General features: G+C 60.7%; 15 protein-coding genes. 8 read left to right on the forward strand and 7 right to left on the reverse strand.

All coding sequences use genetic code 11. From position 1 onward, the window contains the following. The first annotated feature begins 13 nt into the window (after positions 1-13). The 3 genes from C7I85_RS06140 to C7I85_RS06150 all read left to right on the forward strand — a co-directional run bounded on the left by C7I85_RS06140 (position 14) and on the right by C7I85_RS06150 (position 2167). A complete protein-coding gene (locus C7I85_RS06140) occupies positions 14-616 on the forward strand; it encodes an NADPH-dependent FMN reductase (protein ID WP_106723039.1) in 603 nt (200 codons plus the stop codon). A 100-nt stretch (positions 617-716) separates the two neighbouring features. Beyond that, on the forward strand, positions 717-1589 hold the full coding sequence (locus C7I85_RS06145) for an NmrA/HSCARG family protein (RefSeq protein ID WP_106723040.1): 873 nt from the start codon (positions 717-719) through the stop codon (positions 1587-1589). 32 nt (positions 1590-1621) lie between these two features. Beyond that, positions 1622-2167, forward strand: a complete 546-nt coding sequence (locus C7I85_RS06150; protein WP_210203024.1) for a hypothetical protein — start codon at positions 1622-1624, stop codon at positions 2165-2167. A 221-nt stretch (positions 2168-2388) separates the two neighbouring features. Here the strand turns inward: C7I85_RS06150 and C7I85_RS06155 are convergent, their stop codons facing one another. Next, positions 2389-3099: a hemerythrin domain-containing protein gene (locus C7I85_RS06155; RefSeq protein ID WP_106723042.1), complete on the reverse strand. Its 711-nt coding sequence runs from the start codon at positions 3097-3099 to the stop codon at positions 2389-2391. Positions 3100-3235: 136 nt separating this feature from the next. On the opposite strand from C7I85_RS06155, the gene C7I85_RS06160 reads away from it, so the two are divergent. Both C7I85_RS06160 and C7I85_RS06165 read left to right on the forward strand, forming a co-directional pair. Next, complete coding sequence (locus tag C7I85_RS06160) at positions 3236-3712, forward strand: hypothetical protein (protein ID WP_106723043.1); 477 nt, start codon at positions 3236-3238, stop codon at positions 3710-3712. After that, on the forward strand, positions 3709-5049 hold the full coding sequence (locus tag C7I85_RS06165) for a GAF domain-containing protein (RefSeq protein ID WP_106723044.1): 1341 nt from the start codon (positions 3709-3711) through the stop codon (positions 5047-5049). Before C7I85_RS06160 ends, C7I85_RS06165 begins: the two co-directional genes overlap by 4 nt. 120 nt (positions 5050-5169) lie before the next feature. Here the strand turns inward: C7I85_RS06165 and C7I85_RS06170 are convergent, their stop codons facing one another. The 6 genes from C7I85_RS06170 to C7I85_RS06195 all read right to left on the reverse strand — a co-directional run bounded on the left by C7I85_RS06170 (position 5170) and on the right by C7I85_RS06195 (position 13059). Next, the gene (locus C7I85_RS06170) at positions 5170-6369 is read right to left on the reverse strand and encodes an MFS transporter (protein ID WP_106723045.1); all 1200 of its coding nucleotides are present in this window, start codon (positions 6367-6369) and stop codon (positions 5170-5172) included. 470 nt (positions 6370-6839) lie between these two features. After that, positions 6840-7139, reverse strand: coding sequence for a hypothetical protein (locus C7I85_RS30905; protein WP_181257099.1), 300 nt, complete (start codon positions 7137-7139; stop codon positions 6840-6842). 450 nt (positions 7140-7589) lie between these two features. Further along, positions 7590-8825, reverse strand: coding sequence for an ABC transporter permease (locus C7I85_RS06180; RefSeq protein ID WP_106723047.1), 1236 nt, complete (start codon positions 8823-8825; stop codon positions 7590-7592). Beyond that, positions 8822-9538 (reverse strand): ABC transporter ATP-binding protein, encoded by a 717-nt coding sequence (locus C7I85_RS06185; protein ID WP_106723048.1) that lies wholly within the window; start codon positions 9536-9538, stop codon positions 8822-8824. Before C7I85_RS06185 ends, C7I85_RS06180 begins: the two co-directional genes overlap by 4 nt. 1 nt (position 9539) lies before the next feature. Beyond that, complete coding sequence (locus tag C7I85_RS06190) at positions 9540-10880, reverse strand: efflux RND transporter periplasmic adaptor subunit (RefSeq protein ID WP_106723049.1); 1341 nt, start codon at positions 10878-10880, stop codon at positions 9540-9542. An 850-nt stretch (positions 10881-11730) separates the two neighbouring features. After that, entirely contained in the window at positions 11731-13059 is a 1329-nt protein-coding gene (locus C7I85_RS06195; RefSeq protein WP_106723050.1) for a hemolysin family protein, read from the reverse strand. 319 nt (positions 13060-13378) lie between these two features. Between C7I85_RS06195 and C7I85_RS06200 the strand changes: the two genes are divergently transcribed. The 3 genes from C7I85_RS06200 to C7I85_RS06210 are packed head-to-tail and all read left to right on the forward strand — an operon-like array spanning position 13379 to position 18044. Then, complete coding sequence (locus C7I85_RS06200; protein WP_106723051.1) at positions 13379-16204, forward strand: xanthine dehydrogenase family protein molybdopterin-binding subunit; 2826 nt, start codon at positions 13379-13381, stop codon at positions 16202-16204. Then, the gene (locus tag C7I85_RS06205) at positions 16201-16746 is read left to right on the forward strand and encodes a (2Fe-2S)-binding protein (RefSeq protein ID WP_106723052.1); all 546 of its coding nucleotides are present in this window, start codon (positions 16201-16203) and stop codon (positions 16744-16746) included. Before C7I85_RS06200 ends, C7I85_RS06205 begins: the two co-directional genes overlap by 4 nt. Positions 16747-16751: 5 nt before the next feature. Next, positions 16752-18044: a cytochrome c gene (locus tag C7I85_RS06210; protein WP_106723053.1), complete on the forward strand. Its 1293-nt coding sequence runs from the start codon at positions 16752-16754 to the stop codon at positions 18042-18044. The last annotated feature ends 195 nt before the right edge of the window (positions 18045-18239 follow it).

Consider the following 18239-nt stretch of genomic DNA (forward strand, 5'->3'; position numbering starts at 1 on the left):
GAAGGCGTCCCACATGTTCAAGAACCCGCACATCGGCATCGTCATCGGCTCGACGCGCCAGGGCCGCTTCAGTGAGCGCGCGGCCGCATGGTTTCAAAAGATTGCGGCTCGGCGCACCGATCTCAGCTTCGAAATGATCGACCTGCGTGACTACCCATTGCCGTTCTTTGATGAACCAGGGTCGCCGCTCTGGATACCTCCCAGAGACAATACGGCACAACGCTGGGCGGCGAAGCTGGCCGATCTGGACGGGCTTGTCTTCGTCACGCCCGAATACAATCACGGATACAGTGCTATGCTGAAAAATGCGCTGGACTATGCCTATCAGGCATACAACCGCAAGCCGGCCGCCTTCGTCGGGTATGGTGGCGTTGGTGCCGCACGCGCCATAGAGCAACTGCGCATGGTTGCCGTAGAACTTCAGATGGCGCCGATCCCCAAGTCCGTGAACATCGGCATGACAGAGTTCCTTGGCATCTGGCAGCAGGGCAAAGATTTCGCGGATTTTCCGCATCTCGAACAGGCGGCCGTCGCTCTGCTCGATGATCTGTCCTGGTGGGGCCGCACACTGCAAATCGGACGTCAGGCCGCATCCGTTCAGGCGTCAGTTGGCTGAACGTTTTGGGCCGCCGCTGGGTCCGCAAAACACATCCAACGCGTCATTCAACGGGCGGTGCTCGGTTCGCCGCAATGGGTCGAGTGAAAGGAGATTGGTCATGGGTCAAAAGCTTGTCGTCGTCGTTACCGGAGCCACGGGCCAACAAGGTGGCGCTGTGGTGAAGAACCTGCTCGAGCGCGGTCACGAGGTTCGCGCCGTCACGCGCAATACCGACTCCGCGAAGGCGAGGGATCTCGCGAGCGCGGGCGTCGCGCTTGTGCGCGCGTCACTCGAAGACACGGCCGCGCTCACGAAGGCGCTCGAAGGAGCGACTTCACTCTTCGCCATGACGACGCCATTCGAAGGCGGCTCACAAGCCGAGACGCGACAGGGCATGTCCGCCGCAGACGCAGCCAAGGCCGCAGGCGTGCACCTCCTCTTCAACTCGGTCGGCTCCGCCAATCGGCAAACAGGCGTCCCGCACTTCGACAGCAAGTACGAGGTGGAAAAGCACATTGCCAAGATCGGCGTGCGCGCCACGGTGCTGGCACCCGTCTATTTCATGGAGAACCTCTATTTGGGCAAAGAGCAACTCACGAAAGGCATCTACGCCACGCCGCTTCCGCCGACGCGGCAGCTCGCGCAAGTCGCGGTCGCGGATATCGGGGCCGTCGCCGTTCGACTGCTCGAGGACCCGGGCCGCTTCGCCGGCAAGCGCTTCGACCTCGGCGGCGACGAACTCACGGGCAGCGATGTTGTTGCCATCCTCTCGCGTGTCACAGGTCGCCCGTTTACCTATTTCCAGGTTCCGCTGGACGTCATCCGCCAGCGCATGGGTGAGGAAGGCGCCAAGATGTACGAGTGGTTCGACCGTGTCGGCTACACGTTCGATAGTGCAGCTCTGCGCCGTGAGTTTCCGGACGTCGACTTTCACGACTTCGAATCGTGGGCAAAGCCACAGGATTGGAACACGCTTCTCCAAGGCGCATAGGTCGACCGCGTGTCCGATGGATTCAGCAACTCATGAATGAGGTGATATCGATGAGCCGGATCCCTGTTCATACGGTCGAGAACGCACCCGCTGCATCGCGCCCGCTCCTGCAAAGGATAGTCCAATCGACCCCGATGGAACGCCCCGCGAACCTGCATGCCCAGATGGCGCATTCTCCGGCGGTCTTGACAGCGTACACGTCGCTCCGCGCCGTGCTTGCCGAGCAGAGTACCTTCATTCCGAAGGCGGGGGCGGCACTGATGCTTGCAGCGGCGGGTGTCGGCAACAGCTACATGATCCGGATCGCCAGTCGGCTCGCCCAGATGAACGGGTGGACCGACGACCAGGTGACTGCCCTAACGACGGGCACTTCGACTAACGACACCAAGATCGACCTACTGACCGGCTTGGTCAGCGAAGCGGCTGCCAATTCAGGAAACGTCACCGATGCCACTTGGGACGCCGCTAAGCATGGCGGCTGGAACGATGCACAGCTGACCGACGCGTTCGCTTACGTGGGAGCAACGGTATTCACGGCATACTATCTGAACTACGCACAAACCGACCTGGACATCTAACGTCGACTTTTCTCCATGGAGGGCCACTTTCCACTATTGGCGGCCAAGAAGACGAGACACGCAGGGATGGGTGTTTTCGGGCGGCTTGGGCTTCTCCGGACATTTCGACGGAATCCGACAAGTGGGTGACGGACAGAGGCACCCACACGGACCTCGCGACGCTAGGGTGGGAAATGGCGGCCGAATTGGCCGCCATTGTAGATCGATACGCATCGACGGGCTCACGCCACAAGGTCGAGCTGGCGCGCGAGATCGGCGAATTCCGCCGCCGACAGGTTCGGCCGCGCGGCAAATTCGATGACCGCATCGAAGGCCTCGCGTGGCGCCTGCTGCTTCATGCCGCTGAGCAGTGCGGCGCGCTCCGCCGGGTTGATGGCCGGAATCATCAGTCGCATGAAAGCCATGGCTTTTTCCGGAGGAAGCGAGCCGACAATGCGATTTTCGATCGTCATCATCTCAGCATCGGAGAACAGCGACCAGAGCTGCGGAGCCGCTACGGTCTCCTCCTCGTGCATGTGCTCGAGGTCGTGGGCGACATAGTTGCCGAAAGTTAGGTAGAGGCGGCGTCCAAGGGCAGGGCGCTCTTCCGCCCTGGCCGCCTCGATGCTCGCCAAAAGCGTCTCGAGTTCGGCAAAGGTGGCTCGATGGTCATCATGCTGATGGTCGAGACGATCGACCGAGACAGCGCCGCGCGTCCGCAGCGCGTCATGGATATGACCGTCTTCATGCTGGAGATGGGCGGCGGCGAGCACCAAAAGCGCGCGCATATCCAACAGGAGTTCCGCCGTCGCGCGGGCATCGCCGAAATCGGCATTGCCCAGCCGGATGAGAAGATCACATTGGGCTTTCCGAAGGCCCTTGTGAATGGGGCCGTAGATATCATGGCGGCCGTTGAGATCGGCGATCTTGTTGGGATGATGTCCGTGGGTCATGAAACGCTCCAAAGTTGGTATCTATGGTGCAAAATTCTATGGATGCGGCGCCGACATCTCTTCCTAAAAGCTTCTTAAGCGGCTCTCCCTTTTCCTAAAAATTTGCTATTTGTGATTGGACGCTCTGGAGAACACGATGATCAGCGCGGATGTCGCTGCGTTTGTCGAAAGCCCGGTCATGATACTGGTGTCGACGCGCGATAGCGCGCATCGCGCTTTCATTGCGCGCGGGTCGGGTATCCGTTTCGACCGGCGACACGGACATCTCGACGTGCTTCTGTGCCGTGGCCAGTGGTCCGATGTAGCTGGCAACGCGGTGAGAGGTGCTCCCATAGCGGTCACCGTAGTGCGGCCGAGCGACTATCGCGCCTTTCAGGTGAAGGGCGTGATCCAGGAGGTCGCTTCGCCCTCCGAGGAGGAACAGCAGCGCGCGACGGCCTATGTGGCGCGCATGCTTGAGATCATGGCAGAACTGGGCGTCACGAAGGTTCAGCTTTCGCACACGCTGACGGACAAGGACCTCGTCCGGATTAGTTTCCAGCCCACCGATCTGTTCGCGCAAACGCCAGGCCCGGATGCGGGCCAGCGTGTGGGGCACCCGATCCAGCGATGATCCGGCTCACCGATATCCGCGACAGTTTCGAGGGCGTCATTCCGTCGGTCATCGCAACCACGGATGCGGATGGCGTACCCAACATCTCGTATCTCTCGCACGTCCACTACATCGATGAACGGCATGTCGCGCTGTCCAACCAGTTCTTCTCGAAAACTGCGGCCAATGTCCGCTATCGTGGTGTCGCGACAGCGATGGTCGTCGACGGGCGGACCGGGCAGCAGCACATCCTCGACCTGCATTTCGTGAGGTCGATCGGCGAGGGGGACTTGTTCGAGCGCGTGGCGTCGCATCTTGCCGTGATGAGCGTCTCCCAGGGAATGGGCGATGTGATGAAGCTGCGCAGCCTTGACATCTACGAAGTGGAGGATTGTCGGCCGATTGTGCCGGTCGTGTCGCTCGCCGAGCCGGAAGAGACGGAGCCGCCGCGCGACCGCCTCTACGCAGCGGGACAGCTTTGTGCGGCCATCGCCGAACAGGGTGATGCCGAAGCCATGCTCGATTGCGCGCTGGGAGGGTTGCAGTCGCAGTTCGGCTTCGCCAACGCGGTTGTGCTCGTGCCGGACGAGGAAGGCAGGAAGCTGAGCACGATCGCCAGCCGCGGCTATCCAGCCTTCGGTTTCGGCTCCGAGGCGACGGTGGGGGAGGGCACCATCGGCACGGCCGCAGCGATGCGTCGCCCGTTGCGCATCAGCGACATGCGACGTGGTCACCGATACGCTTCGGCGGTGCACGCCGAGATTATGCGAAGCGGACCGGAACACATCCCGCTTCCCTCCCTTGCACAGCCGCGCAGCCAGCTGGCGGTGCCGATGTTGAGCCGAGGAAGGCTACTTGGCGTCCTGTTCGTCGAATCGGAAAGGAGCTTCGCGTTCAGCCATCGCGACGAGGAGGCGCTGTCGCTTGTCGCCAGCCAGCTTGCGACAAGCCTGTTGCTGGCGGAGCGGGACCGATCGGAAGGCGTAGCACCGCCTCCCGCAAGTCACCAGCCATCGCCGGCTCCAGCGGCGCGGTGCATTCGGGTCCGATACTTTCCTCTCGATGGCAGCATTTTCGTTGACGGCGAGTATGTCATCCGCGGCCTGCCCGGGCGGCTGCTCCATCATTTCCTTGCCGCATTTTTCGAAACCGGGCGCACTGATTTTTCCAACCGGGAAATTCGTCGCGACCGCTCGCTCCAGCTGCCCGATTTCAAGGACAATCTCGAAACCCGCCTCATTCTCTTGCGTCGTCGCCTGGAAGAACGGGGAGGGCCGATCCAGCTCTCAAGGCCGGAACGGGGACAGATCCGGCTGGAGTGCGACGGTCTTCCAGAGATCGAAATCGCAACAGGCTGAGGTTCTGGGGCGAATGTTACTATCCCCGGCTGTCCTTGGCAGCGGGTTGCCTCGAGCTTCGGCTAAGGAGCCTTCATATTAGCCACCCGCTTCGGTTTCCATGTCATTTTCTATTTGGATCTATGGTTGTTCCTCAGGAGGCCTGATGTGACGAAACTGGACTAGAACCAACAAATCGTAGCTTATTTTCAGCGCTCCACAGATCAGGAACGGCCAGGCTCGGAGCGAAGCGGCAAAGAGCAATCCCGCCAAGGTCGGGCTGATCGCGGCAGCCAAACTGCGAGGAACCGACGTGAAGCTGGCGGCGGCGGCACGCTCCGTCACGGTTACGACTGCCATGACGTAGGATGAGCGCGTCGGCACATCCATCTGCGACAACGCCGCCCGGACCAGCAGCAAGGCGAGTGCCACCGATAACGTTGGTGCCAGTGCTGCCAACATCAGGGCGATGCTAGAGGGGATGTGTGTGAACACCATGGTATTGATGAGCCCGATGCGTCGCGACAGCCAGGCGGCAACCGGATAGGAAGCCGCCGACAGCAACCCGGACCAGAAGAAGAACGTGCCCGCCTGCGAAAGCGATAGGTTGAACTTCTCGAACAGCCACAACGCCAACAGGGACTGAACCACAAAGCCGCCGGCGAACGCGTCGAGACTGAACAGCGCTGCCAGCTTGAACACGACGCGGCGGGAGGGCCCGAGCGCGGCCGTTCGCTTTGTTTCCTGGGTCATTTCACGCGCGGGGATGCGAGCATACAGGGTGCCTCCCAGCGCGCCCAGCAACGCATACAGGACGAACATGACCTTTATGCCGCCGAGCCGGTCGAGACCGAACATCGCCAGATGATCCGGAACCGCCGCCGCCAGCCCACCAAACGCCGCGGCGATGGCTCCTACCAAGCTGTAACGTGCAAACATTTTGGTACGCTCAGAGGCCGTGACCTCGCGCGCCAGCACGGCATGTTCCAATGGCACGAATATGCTGACGCTGCCGGCCGATGGGTTGACCGTGCCGGCGAACGCAACGAACAGGAGCAGCGCATAGTCATGAAGGCTGACGAACGCCGCGCCGGTTGCAAACATCAAGCCGGCGGCGGCAAGCAAAAGCCGGCGATGATCGTGGCGCGCACCCAGGAAACCGATACCAATCGTGAGAAGTGCCGATCCCAATAGCGACGCGGTCGCAAGGATCCCGACTTGGAGCGGAGCAAATCCGAGCGCGAGCAGATACACCGGCAACAGCACGGCCACGAAGGCGTCGCCGAAGTCACGCAGAGCACGAGCCGCAAACAGATAACTTGCCGGTTGGATCGGGCGCATTCGTTTTGCCAGCCACATACAACGTAGGCGGGAGCAGAATACTCCAGATACATCGGCAAGTGAGAGATGGGGTGGTCAGCAGGACGCACCTATCTCAGGGGCGGACGTCACTTTGATGTGAGCGCCTCAAAACACGGCAAGTTCCAGGGAATTTTTGCGCTCGCGTTGCGTTTATCTTGGAGGTCCGGTAGCGGCCCAACCCCCACGATAATCGCATCGAGGTGCATCCCCCTACGATCATCGCAGGCCTTGAGCTCCACGGACGACTTTCCTTGGAGAAGACAATGAGACACTATCTCTCAACACTCGCATGTTCCGGGCTGCTAAGCATTGGAGCGCTTTGCGGCACCGCAGCTTTTGCCGGGAGCATTCCCAGCCCGGTTCCCGATGAGCCCACGACATGGAATCTGTCTTGCACCACGGCAGCCTGCCAAGGCCGTTTTGAATCGGCCGTCCTGATGCGTAGGTCCTCAGGCAGCGCGGGCAGCGGCCTGCAACTCGTCCGCGGCATGGGCGGAGGTGGCGGCGGCTTCATGCACGGCGGCGGCGGTGGGTTCCACGGTGGCGGTGGCTTTGGCGGCTTCCATGGAGGCGGCGGCTTTGGCGGTTTCCACGGTATGGGTGGCGGCTTCCCCGGTATGGGCGGTGGCTTTCACGGCTTTGGCGGCCCCTTCCATGGCATGGGCGGCTTCCGCGGGTTTGACCGTGGTTTCCATGGCATGGGGGGCTTTCATGGAATGGGCCGGTTCCACGATCGTCGCTTTGTTCATGCCCGTCGGTTCCGCAACAACAACTTCTTCTTTGACAATGGTGCCTTCTTTGGGTTCGGCCTGCCGTGGTATTCCTACTGCGATCCCTACTATTACGGCTACTATGGCACCTGCTATCCGGGGTATTACTCAGGGTATTGATTGCGCCACAGGCTCAGGCGACCCTAGTTCGCGAAGGACAGCCGCCGCATGAAGGTCTGCCGCTTGCGGGCAAGCGCCCGTCATCTTGCCATAAGATGACCGGCGCTTGGTTTTCTGAACCTTCACCCGTATCCGGCGCTTGCCCGGTGAAGAACAAAGTCTCGCCTGCAGCGGCTGGCTGGCTCCCTGCGTTCAGGCCGACGCCTAGGCCTCCTGTGCCTTAAGGCAGCCTTGCGCGCACCTGAGGCGGGTAGCCTCACAACTATGAAACCAAATCGAGCACTCCGCGTTCGGAGTTGCCCCAACAGTCTATGCGAAGCGAAGTGCCTCGATCGGATCGAGCCGTGCGGCCCGATGGGCTGGATAGACGCCAAACGAAATGCCAATCAGGCCCGAAAATCCACAAGCCAGGACAATCGCCCAGGGGCTGATCAGAATGGGCCAGCCAGCCTCCCATGCGATTGCAACTGCCGCTGCCGCTCCAAGCACCGCACCGACAAGCCCGCCCATCAATGCCAGGATCAAGGCTTCGATCAGGAACTGCCATAGGATATCGCGGCGGCTGGCCCCGACAGCCATGCGCAAACCTATTTCGCGAGTGCGTTCGGTCACGGAAACCAGCATGATGTTCATGACGCTGATGCCGCCAACGACCAGCGAGACTGATGCCACCGCAATTAGGAGAATGCCGAGGAGCCGCACCGCTGCGCCGCGTGCCGTGAGGACATCCGCCGGATTATCGATGCTGAAGTCACTCGGAGCATCCCCGCGAATGCGATGCCGCTGCCGAAGCAGCGCTTCGATCTGTTGTTGCGTCTCTGACATGGCGGCCGCATCCGATACCTTGATCGAAATGAAATCCAGGGCCTCGCGGGTTGTGCCGCGCACGGCGCCGAGCACCCGGCTTTTCGCCGTCAATAGCGGGATGAACACCACATCGTCTTGACTACGGTTTGCCGCCCCCAACCCCTTTTTGTCGAGCACGCCGATGACGGTGAAAGGCACGTTGCCGATCCGAAGCGTTTCACCGACTCCGGCGCGTCCGTCGAAAAGTTCCTCGACAATAACCGACCCTACGATGACCACCTTGGCTCCGGATCCGACTTCTTCGTCGGTAAAGGACCGACCGTTGACAATTTGCCACTCGCGAGCCACCAGGTAGTCGCTATTGATCCCAGCAACCAGGGTCACCCAGTTCCTGTTTGCGGCCACCAGCGGCATGGAGCGCGATAGCAACGGGGCGGCAACCTGCACGTCCGCCAGCTCGCGGCGAATAGCTGCCGCATCCTCTTCGGTCAGTGTGGGCTGTGTTCCAGATTGGAGCTTCGCCCCGTTGGAATTCTGGGCCCCGGGCAACACCAGCAGCAGATTGGCGCCAAGCGTGCGGATCTTCTCCGAAACCTCCGCCTGTGCGCCGGCGCCGATCGATATCATGCAGACCACAGCGGCGACGCCAACGACGACCCCAAGCACGGTCAGGGCGCTTCGCAGTTTGTTTGCGCCAAGCGCGCGCGTGGCGATCCCCATGCTCTCCAGCGGGCTCATTCCGGGAACTCCGCAAGCGCACCCTGAGGTGATGTCGCTTCATCCTTGAGGATCTGCCCATCATGTAGGGCAATCTGTCGTTGCGCACGATCGGCGACATTGGTGGCATGCGTAACCATGATGATGGTGCGGCCGCTGCGGTGAAGATCCTCGAACAGGGACAGAATCTCATCGCTGGTACGACTGTCCAGCGAACCAGTCGGCTCGTCGGCCAGGATCAGAGCAGGGTCGTTCACGATTGCACGCGCAATGACGACCCGCTGCTGCTCTCCTCCCGAGAGCTGGCTCGGCCAATGGTGACCGCGCTCGGCAAGGCCTACACTGTCAAGCGCATCCTTGGCCCTGCGGCGTCGCTGTGAGCGAGCAACGCCCGCGTAGATGAGGGGTAATTCGATATTTTCCAGCGCAGTCGCCCGGGGCAGCAGGACGGGCAATTGGAATATGAAGCCGATGGCCTGACGTCTTATGGCCGCGCGCTTCTCCTCGCTGAGCTTTGCAACCGCCTGCCCCTGCAGAAAGTATTCGCCGGAATCTGGCCGTTCCAATAGGCCCACAAGGTTCATCAAGGTCGATTTGCCTGAACCCGAGCGGCCGCGGATCGCAACAAACTCGCCGTGCCTGACCAACAGCGACACATCGGACACCGCCCGAATGATAGTCGCGCCGGAGGGGTAGCATTTCGTGATTCCAACGGTCTGGAGCAGGGGCTGCATCTCAAAATCCCAGGCGAATGCCGAAGTGCCCTCCCTGGTTCTGCGAATTGGCAACCCCGACGATCACTGGCTGGCCCTCCGCAAGCGGGCCCTCCAGCTGCTCTGTGCCATTGTCGTCGCTCGCGCCAAGTCTCACGGCAACCGGGTTCGGCTGCTCGCCATCGCCGACGACCCACACCGTCGCGGATGCCCCGGCGGCTGTGCTCGGATGACCAGGCGCGGGGTCGGCGCCATTCGGCCGGAAGCGTAGCGCTTGGCTGGGTATCTTGAGGATCTGGCCGGAATCACGCACGACAATTTGCAGTTCCGCGGTCATTCCCGGCATCAAAAGCAGATCCGGATTGGGGGCGGAAACAATTATCGTGTAGGTCACTACGTTCTGCACGACCTCGGGCGCCTTGCGTATCTGTAGAATGCGTCCGCTGAAGGTTCGATCGGGATAGGCGTCCACTCTGAAGACGGCAGCCTGGCCTTTGTGCAACTGTCCGATGTCGGCCTCGTCAATCTTCCCGTGGACCTCCATCTGCCGCAAGTCATTCGCAATCTTGAATAGCGTCTTGGCTTCCAGGCTGACGGCGACAGTTTGTCCTGGATTGACATCCCGACTGATTATGGTCCCGTCGATCGGAGCGCGGAGTACCGTACGATCGAGATCAAGTCGCGCCTGGTCCAGAGCCGCCTGCTTCTGCTCAACGACCGCCTGAGCATTCTCAATATCTGCCTGAGCCATCAGCTTTTCTGCTTCAGCCATCGCAATCGCCTCGGCTTTCATCTGGACCTGATCAAGGGAGCCGCGCAGGTCGGCGGCCCCCTCGTCACGCAAAGCTCTCGCCTGAGTCAAGTCCCGCTCGGTGCCGCTTCCAGTGCGCGCTAATTGAACCTTTCGCAGGAGATCTCGCTCCGCTTCATCTTGTCTGGACTTGATTGCTGCCGATTGCGCCTCCGCTAATTCCTTGGCGGTCTGCGCATTCATCACCGCGACCTTTGCTCTTTCAAACGCGGCCTTTGAAGTCTGAGCGGCAGCCTTTGCCACGCTCAAGGCGGCCTTCGCCTCATTGACTTGAGCCGCAAAAATCTCCTGATCGATTTGTGCAATCGGTTGTCCAACCTTTACGGCATCGTTGAAATTGACGAACACCGCCGCAATCCGCCCAGACAATTGTGAGCTGACGTCAACGCTCACCGCAGCCTCGACGGTGCCGTTTGCCTTTACCAAGGTAGAAACATGGCCGCGCTCGACCGGGGCCGTGAGGAAGATCGGAGCCGTGCGCTCCTGGCTATAGGTATAGCCCAGGCCGGCTACCAGCGCACAAAGGAAGCTGGCCACAACGACGAAACGCATGCAGCTGTCATCCTGCTTCAGCCGTCCGGCGTTTTGCCCAAAACTCCAAATAACCCTGCACGCCGGAGCGAATTGGTCGGTTCAAACCGACCACGCCTCTTGAATACGCAGACGCGCCACTACGGCATCTGCTTCAACGCCCTTGTCGTGGCGTTCCGGCAAGCAACGTCGTACTGGGAAACCGCATTGGCACTTGCGTGCCCGTTCGTCGTCGTCGGGTTGCCCGGGTTTCCGGCATATCCCTTCACCAGCGACTCGTTGAACGCCGCACCATTGGTGCCTGCCGGGTTACTCGCGTTAGCTGCGTTGCCGGGTGTGACGAGTGCATTGGACGTTACCGTGCACGCCACACCCGCGGAAGCGCCGGGTTGGCCCGTCGCAAATCCGGCCCCAGTGGACGGAAGTACCAGGCAAAGACCGACGGTGAGAGAAGTTAACATATGGTGTTTCATCTCTTCGCTCCTTCCAAAGCAATTTTGCGCGTTCGAACCGAACACGCGAGTGTTGAGAGATAGCGTCTCGTTGTCTTCTCCAAGGAAGGTTGTCCGCGGAGCTCAAGGCCTGCGATGATCGTAGGGGCGGGTGGGCCTCGATGCGATGATCGTGGGGGTTGGGCCACTACCGGACCTCCTGCACAAACGCATCGCGAGCGAAAATATTCCCTGAAACGGGACATTTTTTTTGGGCATCTCATGGAGACGCCGCCCGCCTCGGAGACCGCGGCGGGCATTTTGCTCTGAAATTCTGGCATCAGCGCCCAGAACGAGGGGCTCAAGTCAGCCAGTAAAGATGGAAGCCAGGCCACTAATCGGCAGTTGCCCTGACAAAGGGCTCTCACCAAGGGCAACGCCTAGACAGCTGGCTGACGCTGTACGAGCAGCTTGTCGATACGCCTCCCATCCATATCGACGATCTCGAACCGCCAGCCGTGATGATCAAAGCTCTCGCCGACTTCCGGAATATGCCCAAGCTGGAACACGGCAAAGCCCGCGATCGTGTGGAAGTCATCATCGGGTCCTGCTCGCAGGCTGAGCCGATTGAAGGCATCGTGGACCGGCATCAGGCCATCGATCAACAAGGAACCGTCGTCGCGTTCGACAATGTCGGGCTCCTCGCCTTCCTCATCCGGCAGGTCGCCTGCAATGGCTTCGAGAAGGTCAGTCTGGGTGACAATGCCTTCAAGGCTGCCATACTCGTCGACCACGATCGCCAGCCGAACCGGGGCTTTTTTGAACCGATCGAGCACTCGAAAGATCGGCATGGCCTCATGCAGCAGGAGAGGCTCCCTCATGACTGCCAACGGATCGAGTGGCTTCCCATCTAGATGCTGATCGAGAAGATCCTTCTTCAAGATCATGCCGATGGGGGCGTCGATATCACCGCGTCCGACCAGAAGCTGTTCGTGTCGGCACTTGCGGACCGATCGCAGGATTTCCTCCGGTGCATCATCGGCATCGATCCAGTCGACGTCGCGACGCGGGGTCATGATGTCGGAAATGCGTCGGTCCCCGATCGTCAGCACACGGTCGACGACTTCCTGCTGAGCATGCTGCAGCAAGCCGGCCTCCTGGCTGGCCGCCACGAGCATCTTCAGTTCCGCCGGCGAATGCAGCGCTCCTTCACCGCTGCCCGGGCGCAGACCGCAGAGCCGCAGCACCAGATTGCCGAGGCCGTTGAGCGTAGTGATTGCCGGGCGGAGCAGGAACAGAAAGACCCCGAGTGGGCGGACAATCCATAGGGCGGTCCCTTCGCTGCGCTGAAGTGCCAGGCTTTTGGGGGCAAGCTCGCCGAGCACGATGTGGAGTGCCGTGATGATGATAAAGGATATCGCGATCGCGATCGTGTGCGCGCTCACCGTGGCAAGGGTTGCCGGCAGCGCCGTTAGAAGCGGTTCGATCAGATGCGCGAGAGCCGGCTCGCCGACCCAGCCCAGGGCTAGCGACGAGATCGTGATGCCAAGCTGCGTTGCAGCGAGATTGGCGTCGAGATTGTCGACTGCACGCTGAAGCGCATTGGCATTCATCCGGCCCGCTGCGACGAGTTCGGCGACGCGACTGCGGCGAACCGCTACCAGTGAAAATTCTGCAGCAACGAAGAACCCGTTTGCCGCTACGAGAACGAGGACCGACAGGATTCCCAGTATGTCGGTCCAGCTGCTACTGCCATCGCCGGGGGGCATGATCTCCTCTCAATGTATTTGGACGCAAGATTCGCAACTGTTGATACAACAAATGTGGCGGCCTGCAGACCACTGACGAATTGTATTTTTTCGCGCTTTGGCGAACCGCTGGCGAGCGCGCCCGTACTCTGAAGCCCGTCGGCTCGCCTGAGGCGGCGAGGTTGTTTGCACATGTAGAGACGGGGAATATCGAAAGCCCAGGCCGTTGATCGGTCCGCGGAGATGCATTCACGGCCGGTGCAACTGAATGTGAGCTGAATCGTTTAATGCCTGGGTGCGCCAAGGCATTGGCGGGCTGCGACCACGCAGGAGAAAGGCAATGAACGCGAGGTTTTCTCGCAGGGATTTCCTGAAGGCGAGTATCGCCGCAGGAGTCGCGATCAAGGTGTCTTTTCTGTTGCCCTCCGCCCGCGCCCAACTGATCGAAACACCGCCTCTCCCTGGGCCCGACTGGCTGAAAGCTGACGGCAAGCCGAGATACCGCCTGGATGCCATCGCAAAGGTTACTGGCCAGAAGACCTTCAGCCGCGACTATCGGGCGAGCGATCTCCCCGGCTGGCCAAAGGAGCAGTCGCACGCCTTTCTCATCCACGCCACGAAAGCAGACCAGGTCTTCGAAGGCATCGACCTCAACGTGCTCGGGGACGACCTGAAGCCCGATCGGGTCTTGTTGCATGAAGACCTGATGGCCGACGGCATCGTCATCCCCGTCCTCGGCTTTTATGGCGACGTGTTCCTGGTGCCTAAGGGACAGACGGCACGGCTGCTCGGCCAGCCGGTGGCGCTGCTCATCTACCGCGACTTTGCCCGCTACGATGCGGCCAAGCGTATGGTTCGCTTCAACGATAGCGTCGTGCGCTACGGAGAAAAGGCGCCTTACAGCCATCCCGCCAACTACGGCGCGGCGCGCTATGTGCGTATCGGCGGCAGCGATCCGAGTGACGAGGACGTTTATTCGCCGCTGAAGGATGCCGTGATCTATGGCGGCTTTTCCGATAACGAGCCGACTTGGCCAGCCGCAGGGGAGGGCGATCCGATGGCGCTCGGCATGGCCGCGGCCGAAGAGATCAAGAAGGAAATCGACAGCGCCGGCGACGACGCGCTCGTTCTTCGGCGCAACTATTTCTCGCAATCGATCGATGCGTCGGCCATGGAAGCCGACAATGGCAACGTCTGGTACGACTCGTCCGCCGGAACGCTGCATGCAATGATCGCCACGCAATCGCCCTATGAAGTTGCGGAAGTTTCGGCGATCCTGGTCTCGAAATCGAAGTTTCCTCTCAAGAATGTCGACCTCAAGGTTGGCTATACCGTCGGCTACGGCACTAAGGACCATGCGATCCTCCCATTCTACTGTGTCGTGGCGGGGCTTTATGGCGATGGCCGGCCGGTCCGACTCGCCAATGATCGCTACGAGCAGTTCCAGCTTGGATTGAAGCGCCACGCCTTCTGGATGGACAACGCTCTGGTCATCGACCGCGCAACCGGCAAGTTCCGCGCCATGACCGGCCACTTCAAGAACGACGGCGGAGGACGAGCCAACTACTCGTTTTCAGTTGCCATGGTCGGCGCCACGGCGGCGCAGTCGATCTACTATCTGCCAAAGAGCGACTTCTCGGCCGCTGCATTGGCGTCGCGGGCGGTCGATGCCGGTTCGACCCGCGGCTACGGCACTTTGCAATCGATGTCGGCGACCGAGATGATGGTCGACGAGGCGGCTGATCTGCTCGGCATGGACGCCATCGACCTCAGGCTGAAGAACGTCTTCAAGTCGGGGATGAAGAATTCGCAAGGCGCGATCCCTGCGGGCGCTCTGCGCAATGAAGAGATTTTGCTGAAGGCGCGTCAGCACCCCCTGTGGATTCAGCGCGCCGAAAAGAAGGCAAGCTTCGACGCCGCCAATCCCGGCAAGAAATACGGGGTGGGCTTCGGTCATGTGCAGAAGGACTATGGGACAGGCGCCGAAGCGGCTCTCGCAACGATCGAGTTCGATGCCAAGGGGCGCATCAGGCTTGCCCATGTCGCGCATGAGATCGGCACGGGCGCGACGACTTCGCAGGCAATCATGGTCGGCGATATTCTTGGCCGGGTGCCGGACGAGACCGAGTACGGCAAGGTTCTGTGGCCACAAATGCCGCTCGAGAGCACGGACGAGCCCTATACGCTTTCCCAGTCCGATGAAGATCAGCGCAAGCAGAACCCCCGCTGGACGCCGCGCATCACTTCACCCATGAGCGCCACCAACAGCGTCTACTATCTCGGGCACGCAACGCGCGAGGCTGCGCGCGCGCTGGTCGAGCTGTCGATCTGGCCTGCGGCGCAGTCGCTGTGGTCGCGCGGGATCGGCGGCGGCGCGCTCGCTCCCTACAGCGTTCGGTCCGATGAGCTCCGTCTCGTGAACAGCATCGTGAATGCCGGCGGCATGCCGTCCCTGTCCATAGCCGACGTGGCGGCAGAGGCGCATCGCCTCGGGCTCATTACCGGAGTTACCGTGCATACCTTCAACCGCTGGCAATGGACGGAAGCCGAATTCGATATACCCGGAGTAGGGCACCGCAAGATGGCGATCGACGCGATTGCCCTGAAGTATGGCGACGGCGCGCCTCCCGACAAAAAGGCGCTGATGACGCTGGACGGCTGGCAATTCCTGAACCGCACCGCCGTCTCCTATCCCCCCGTCCAGCGCAACAATGCCGGCGTCACCTATTATGCGCCGATGGCGACGTTTGCCGAGGTCGTCGTCGATATAGGATCGGGCGAGGTGGCTCTGCTTTCGCACCACACGATTACCGAATGTGGAACGCAAGTCGTGCCGGAACTGGTGTCGGGACAGATCCAGGGCGGTATCGCAATGGGTGTCGGCCATGCCCTGAAGGAATATCTGCCGCTCTATGAGGACGGTCCTGGCGACGGCACCTGGAACTGGAACCGCTATGAGTTGCCGCGTGCCCGGGATGTCGCGGTCTGGTCGCAGACCGCTGAAGTCTTGCCGCCGCTTTCGAGCACTGACGCACCCAAGGGCCTGGCCGAAGTGGTCATGATCGCAATCGTGCCGGCAATCGCGAACGGGATCGCCCACGCCATCGGCAAGCGCTTCTACGAGCTGCCGATCACACCTGAGAAGATACGGGAGGCGCTGACATGACGCTCGCCTCGAAGAAACTTTCGCTGACCATCAATGACAAGGCCATCGACGCGATGGACGTGCCGGAAACCATGATGATGCTGGATTTCCTGCACGAATATCTCAACCTCACTGGCGCACGCATGGGCTGCGGGCAGGGCATCTGCAACGCTTGTAGCGTGATCGTCGAACATGAAGACGGCACGCTTCAGGAGGCGCGCACCTGCATCACCGGCGCTCATTGGTTTGCCGGCAAGAAGGTGCGAACGGTCGAAGGCCATGCCAAGCGTGACGCTTCCGGCGCCATCGTCGAGCTGTCGCCGGTCCAGCAGGCTTTCATCGAACATTTTGCGTTCCAGTGTGGCTATTGCACTCCCGGCTTCGTCACGGGCGCGACCGTTCTCATGGATCAGTTGAAGCGCAACCCGGTCGCACGCGCCGACCTGGAAAAGACTATTACCGATGCATTGGACAAGCATATCTGCCGCTGCACGGGCTATGTCCGATATTATGAGGCAGTCCGTGATCTCGCCTTGAACACTCCGGGCCTGGTGAAAGCCTAGAAACCATGAAAACACGGACGCTGCTCTGGACCGGGGTTGTAGTGATCATATGCATCGCCCTGTTCGCCATCGGCGTCTTTGCCGGTCTTTTCGAGAGAAGCGCGGTTGCCAAGGATATCGAACAACCGCTGTCGGCGGACCAGATGAAGACATTGGCCCAAAGGGGTGCCTATGTCGCCGTCGCGGCAGACTGCTACGCTTGCCACACCGCCAAGGACGGCGCGCCATGGGCAGGCGGCTTTCCATTCGAAACCCCGTTCGGCACCATCTATTCGACCAATATTTCACCGAACAAGGAGCATGGCATCGGCAACTGGACCCGCGCCGAATTCCATCGTGCGCTGCGCGACGGCATCGGTAAGAGCGGCGTTCATCTCTATCCAGCGATGCCCTACGCCTCCTACCGCAAGATGACACCGGAAGATGTCGACGCGGTCTATGCCTATCTCATGAGCCGGGAGCCGATGAATGTCGAGAATAGGAAGAACGACCTGCGGTTTCCCTTCAACATCCGGCAAACCTTGACCTTCTGGAACCTCTTCAACCTCTCGGGCGGTGCGCAGGCCGCCGATCCGACTCGCTCCGAAACGTGGAACCGTGGGCACTACCTCGTCGATGCGCTCGCCCATTGCGGCGAATGCCATACTCCCCGCAACCTGATGCAGGGGATGAAGCAAAGACAGTATCTCAAGGGCGCTGTGCTCGAGGGCGTTCTGGCTCCCGACATCACTAAGCAAGGTCTCGAGCAGATGGGCTTCGATCCGCAACTCCTGCCGCTCTTCATGAAATCGGGCCTGTCCGCTCAAGGGGCCATGACGGGCCAAATGTTCGATGTCGTGCATTTTTCGACGCAATACATGACCGACGACGATCTTGCCGCGCTGACGGCCTTTCTGTTCGACCTGGATTCCATGCCGAAGCAATCCACGCCACCGGCGCCTCCCAAGCCAGTCGAGGTTGCACACGACCTCGCGGAATCTGCCCGCGGAACCTACCTCAACCTGTGCTCGGGTTGCCATGGTGTCCAAGGCGAAGGGATCCCACATGTGGTGGTTCCGCTGGCAACCAATGCCTCGCTACGGCTCGCCAGCGCGCGCAACCTGATCCACGCCGTGCTCCACGGCATTCCTGCCCAGCAGTTCCCAGGGCTTGAGCGTATGCAGCCGATGCCCGCCTTCAAGGAAGAGCTGAACAACCAACAGGTCGCCGACCTGACCAACTGGATGCGGGCCGTATGGGGCGGCAAACAGCCTGATGTGAAACCGGAAGACGTCGATCAGATACGACGTGGTGAATGATTAGCTGCAATGCAAATAGCGTATTACGTATCTCAAGCCCGGCTCTAGCATCAAGTTCCATAACCTACCTTATGCGACTTTAAAATGTAGCCGCAAAGTTAGAATGTCCTGAATCTGCAAAGTAAGAGTGTCACACTCCCCGCGTTTGATGGCGTGGGGGTTTGCGGATGGGACTGATTGCGATGAGCGAGCGTG

Origin of the sequence: Pseudaminobacter soli (ex Li et al. 2025) (genome assembly GCF_003012705.1) — a bacterium.
GTDB classification, from domain to species: domain Bacteria; phylum Pseudomonadota; class Alphaproteobacteria; order Rhizobiales; family Rhizobiaceae; genus Pseudaminobacter; species Pseudaminobacter soli.

Excerpts from the sequence above, each read along its gene's own strand:
- C7I85_RS06140 (WP_106723039.1), top strand. The coding sequence starts at position 14 with ATGTTCAAGAACCCGCACATCGGCATCGTCATCGGCTCGACGCGCCAG.
- C7I85_RS06145 (WP_106723040.1), top strand. The coding sequence starts at position 717 with ATGGGTCAAAAGCTTGTCGTCGTCGTTACCGGAGCCACGGGCCAACAA.
- C7I85_RS06150 (WP_210203024.1), top strand. The coding sequence starts at position 1,622 with ATGAATGAGGTGATATCGATGAGCCGGATCCCTGTTCATACGGTCGAG.
- C7I85_RS06155 (WP_106723042.1), bottom strand. The coding sequence starts at position 3,099 with ATGACCCACGGACATCATCCCAACAAGATCGCCGATCTCAACGGCCGC.
- C7I85_RS06160 (WP_106723043.1), top strand. The coding sequence starts at position 3,236 with ATGATCAGCGCGGATGTCGCTGCGTTTGTCGAAAGCCCGGTCATGATA.
- C7I85_RS06165 (WP_106723044.1), top strand. The coding sequence starts at position 3,709 with ATGATCCGGCTCACCGATATCCGCGACAGTTTCGAGGGCGTCATTCCG.
- C7I85_RS06170 (WP_106723045.1), bottom strand. The coding sequence starts at position 6,369 with ATGCGCCCGATCCAACCGGCAAGTTATCTGTTTGCGGCTCGTGCTCTG.
- C7I85_RS30905 (WP_181257099.1), bottom strand. The coding sequence starts at position 7,139 with ATGAACAAAGCGACGATCGTGGAACCGGCCCATTCCATGAAAGCCCCC.
- C7I85_RS06180 (WP_106723047.1), bottom strand. The coding sequence starts at position 8,825 with ATGAGCCCGCTGGAGAGCATGGGGATCGCCACGCGCGCGCTTGGCGCA.
- C7I85_RS06185 (WP_106723048.1), bottom strand. The coding sequence starts at position 9,538 with ATGCAGCCCCTGCTCCAGACCGTTGGAATCACGAAATGCTACCCCTCC.
- C7I85_RS06190 (WP_106723049.1), bottom strand. The coding sequence starts at position 10,880 with ATGCGTTTCGTCGTTGTGGCCAGCTTCCTTTGTGCGCTGGTAGCCGGC.
- C7I85_RS06195 (WP_106723050.1), bottom strand. The coding sequence starts at position 13,059 with ATGCCCCCCGGCGATGGCAGTAGCAGCTGGACCGACATACTGGGAATC.
- C7I85_RS06200 (WP_106723051.1), top strand. The coding sequence starts at position 13,379 with ATGAACGCGAGGTTTTCTCGCAGGGATTTCCTGAAGGCGAGTATCGCC.
- C7I85_RS06205 (WP_106723052.1), top strand. The coding sequence starts at position 16,201 with ATGACGCTCGCCTCGAAGAAACTTTCGCTGACCATCAATGACAAGGCC.
- C7I85_RS06210 (WP_106723053.1), top strand. The coding sequence starts at position 16,752 with ATGAAAACACGGACGCTGCTCTGGACCGGGGTTGTAGTGATCATATGC.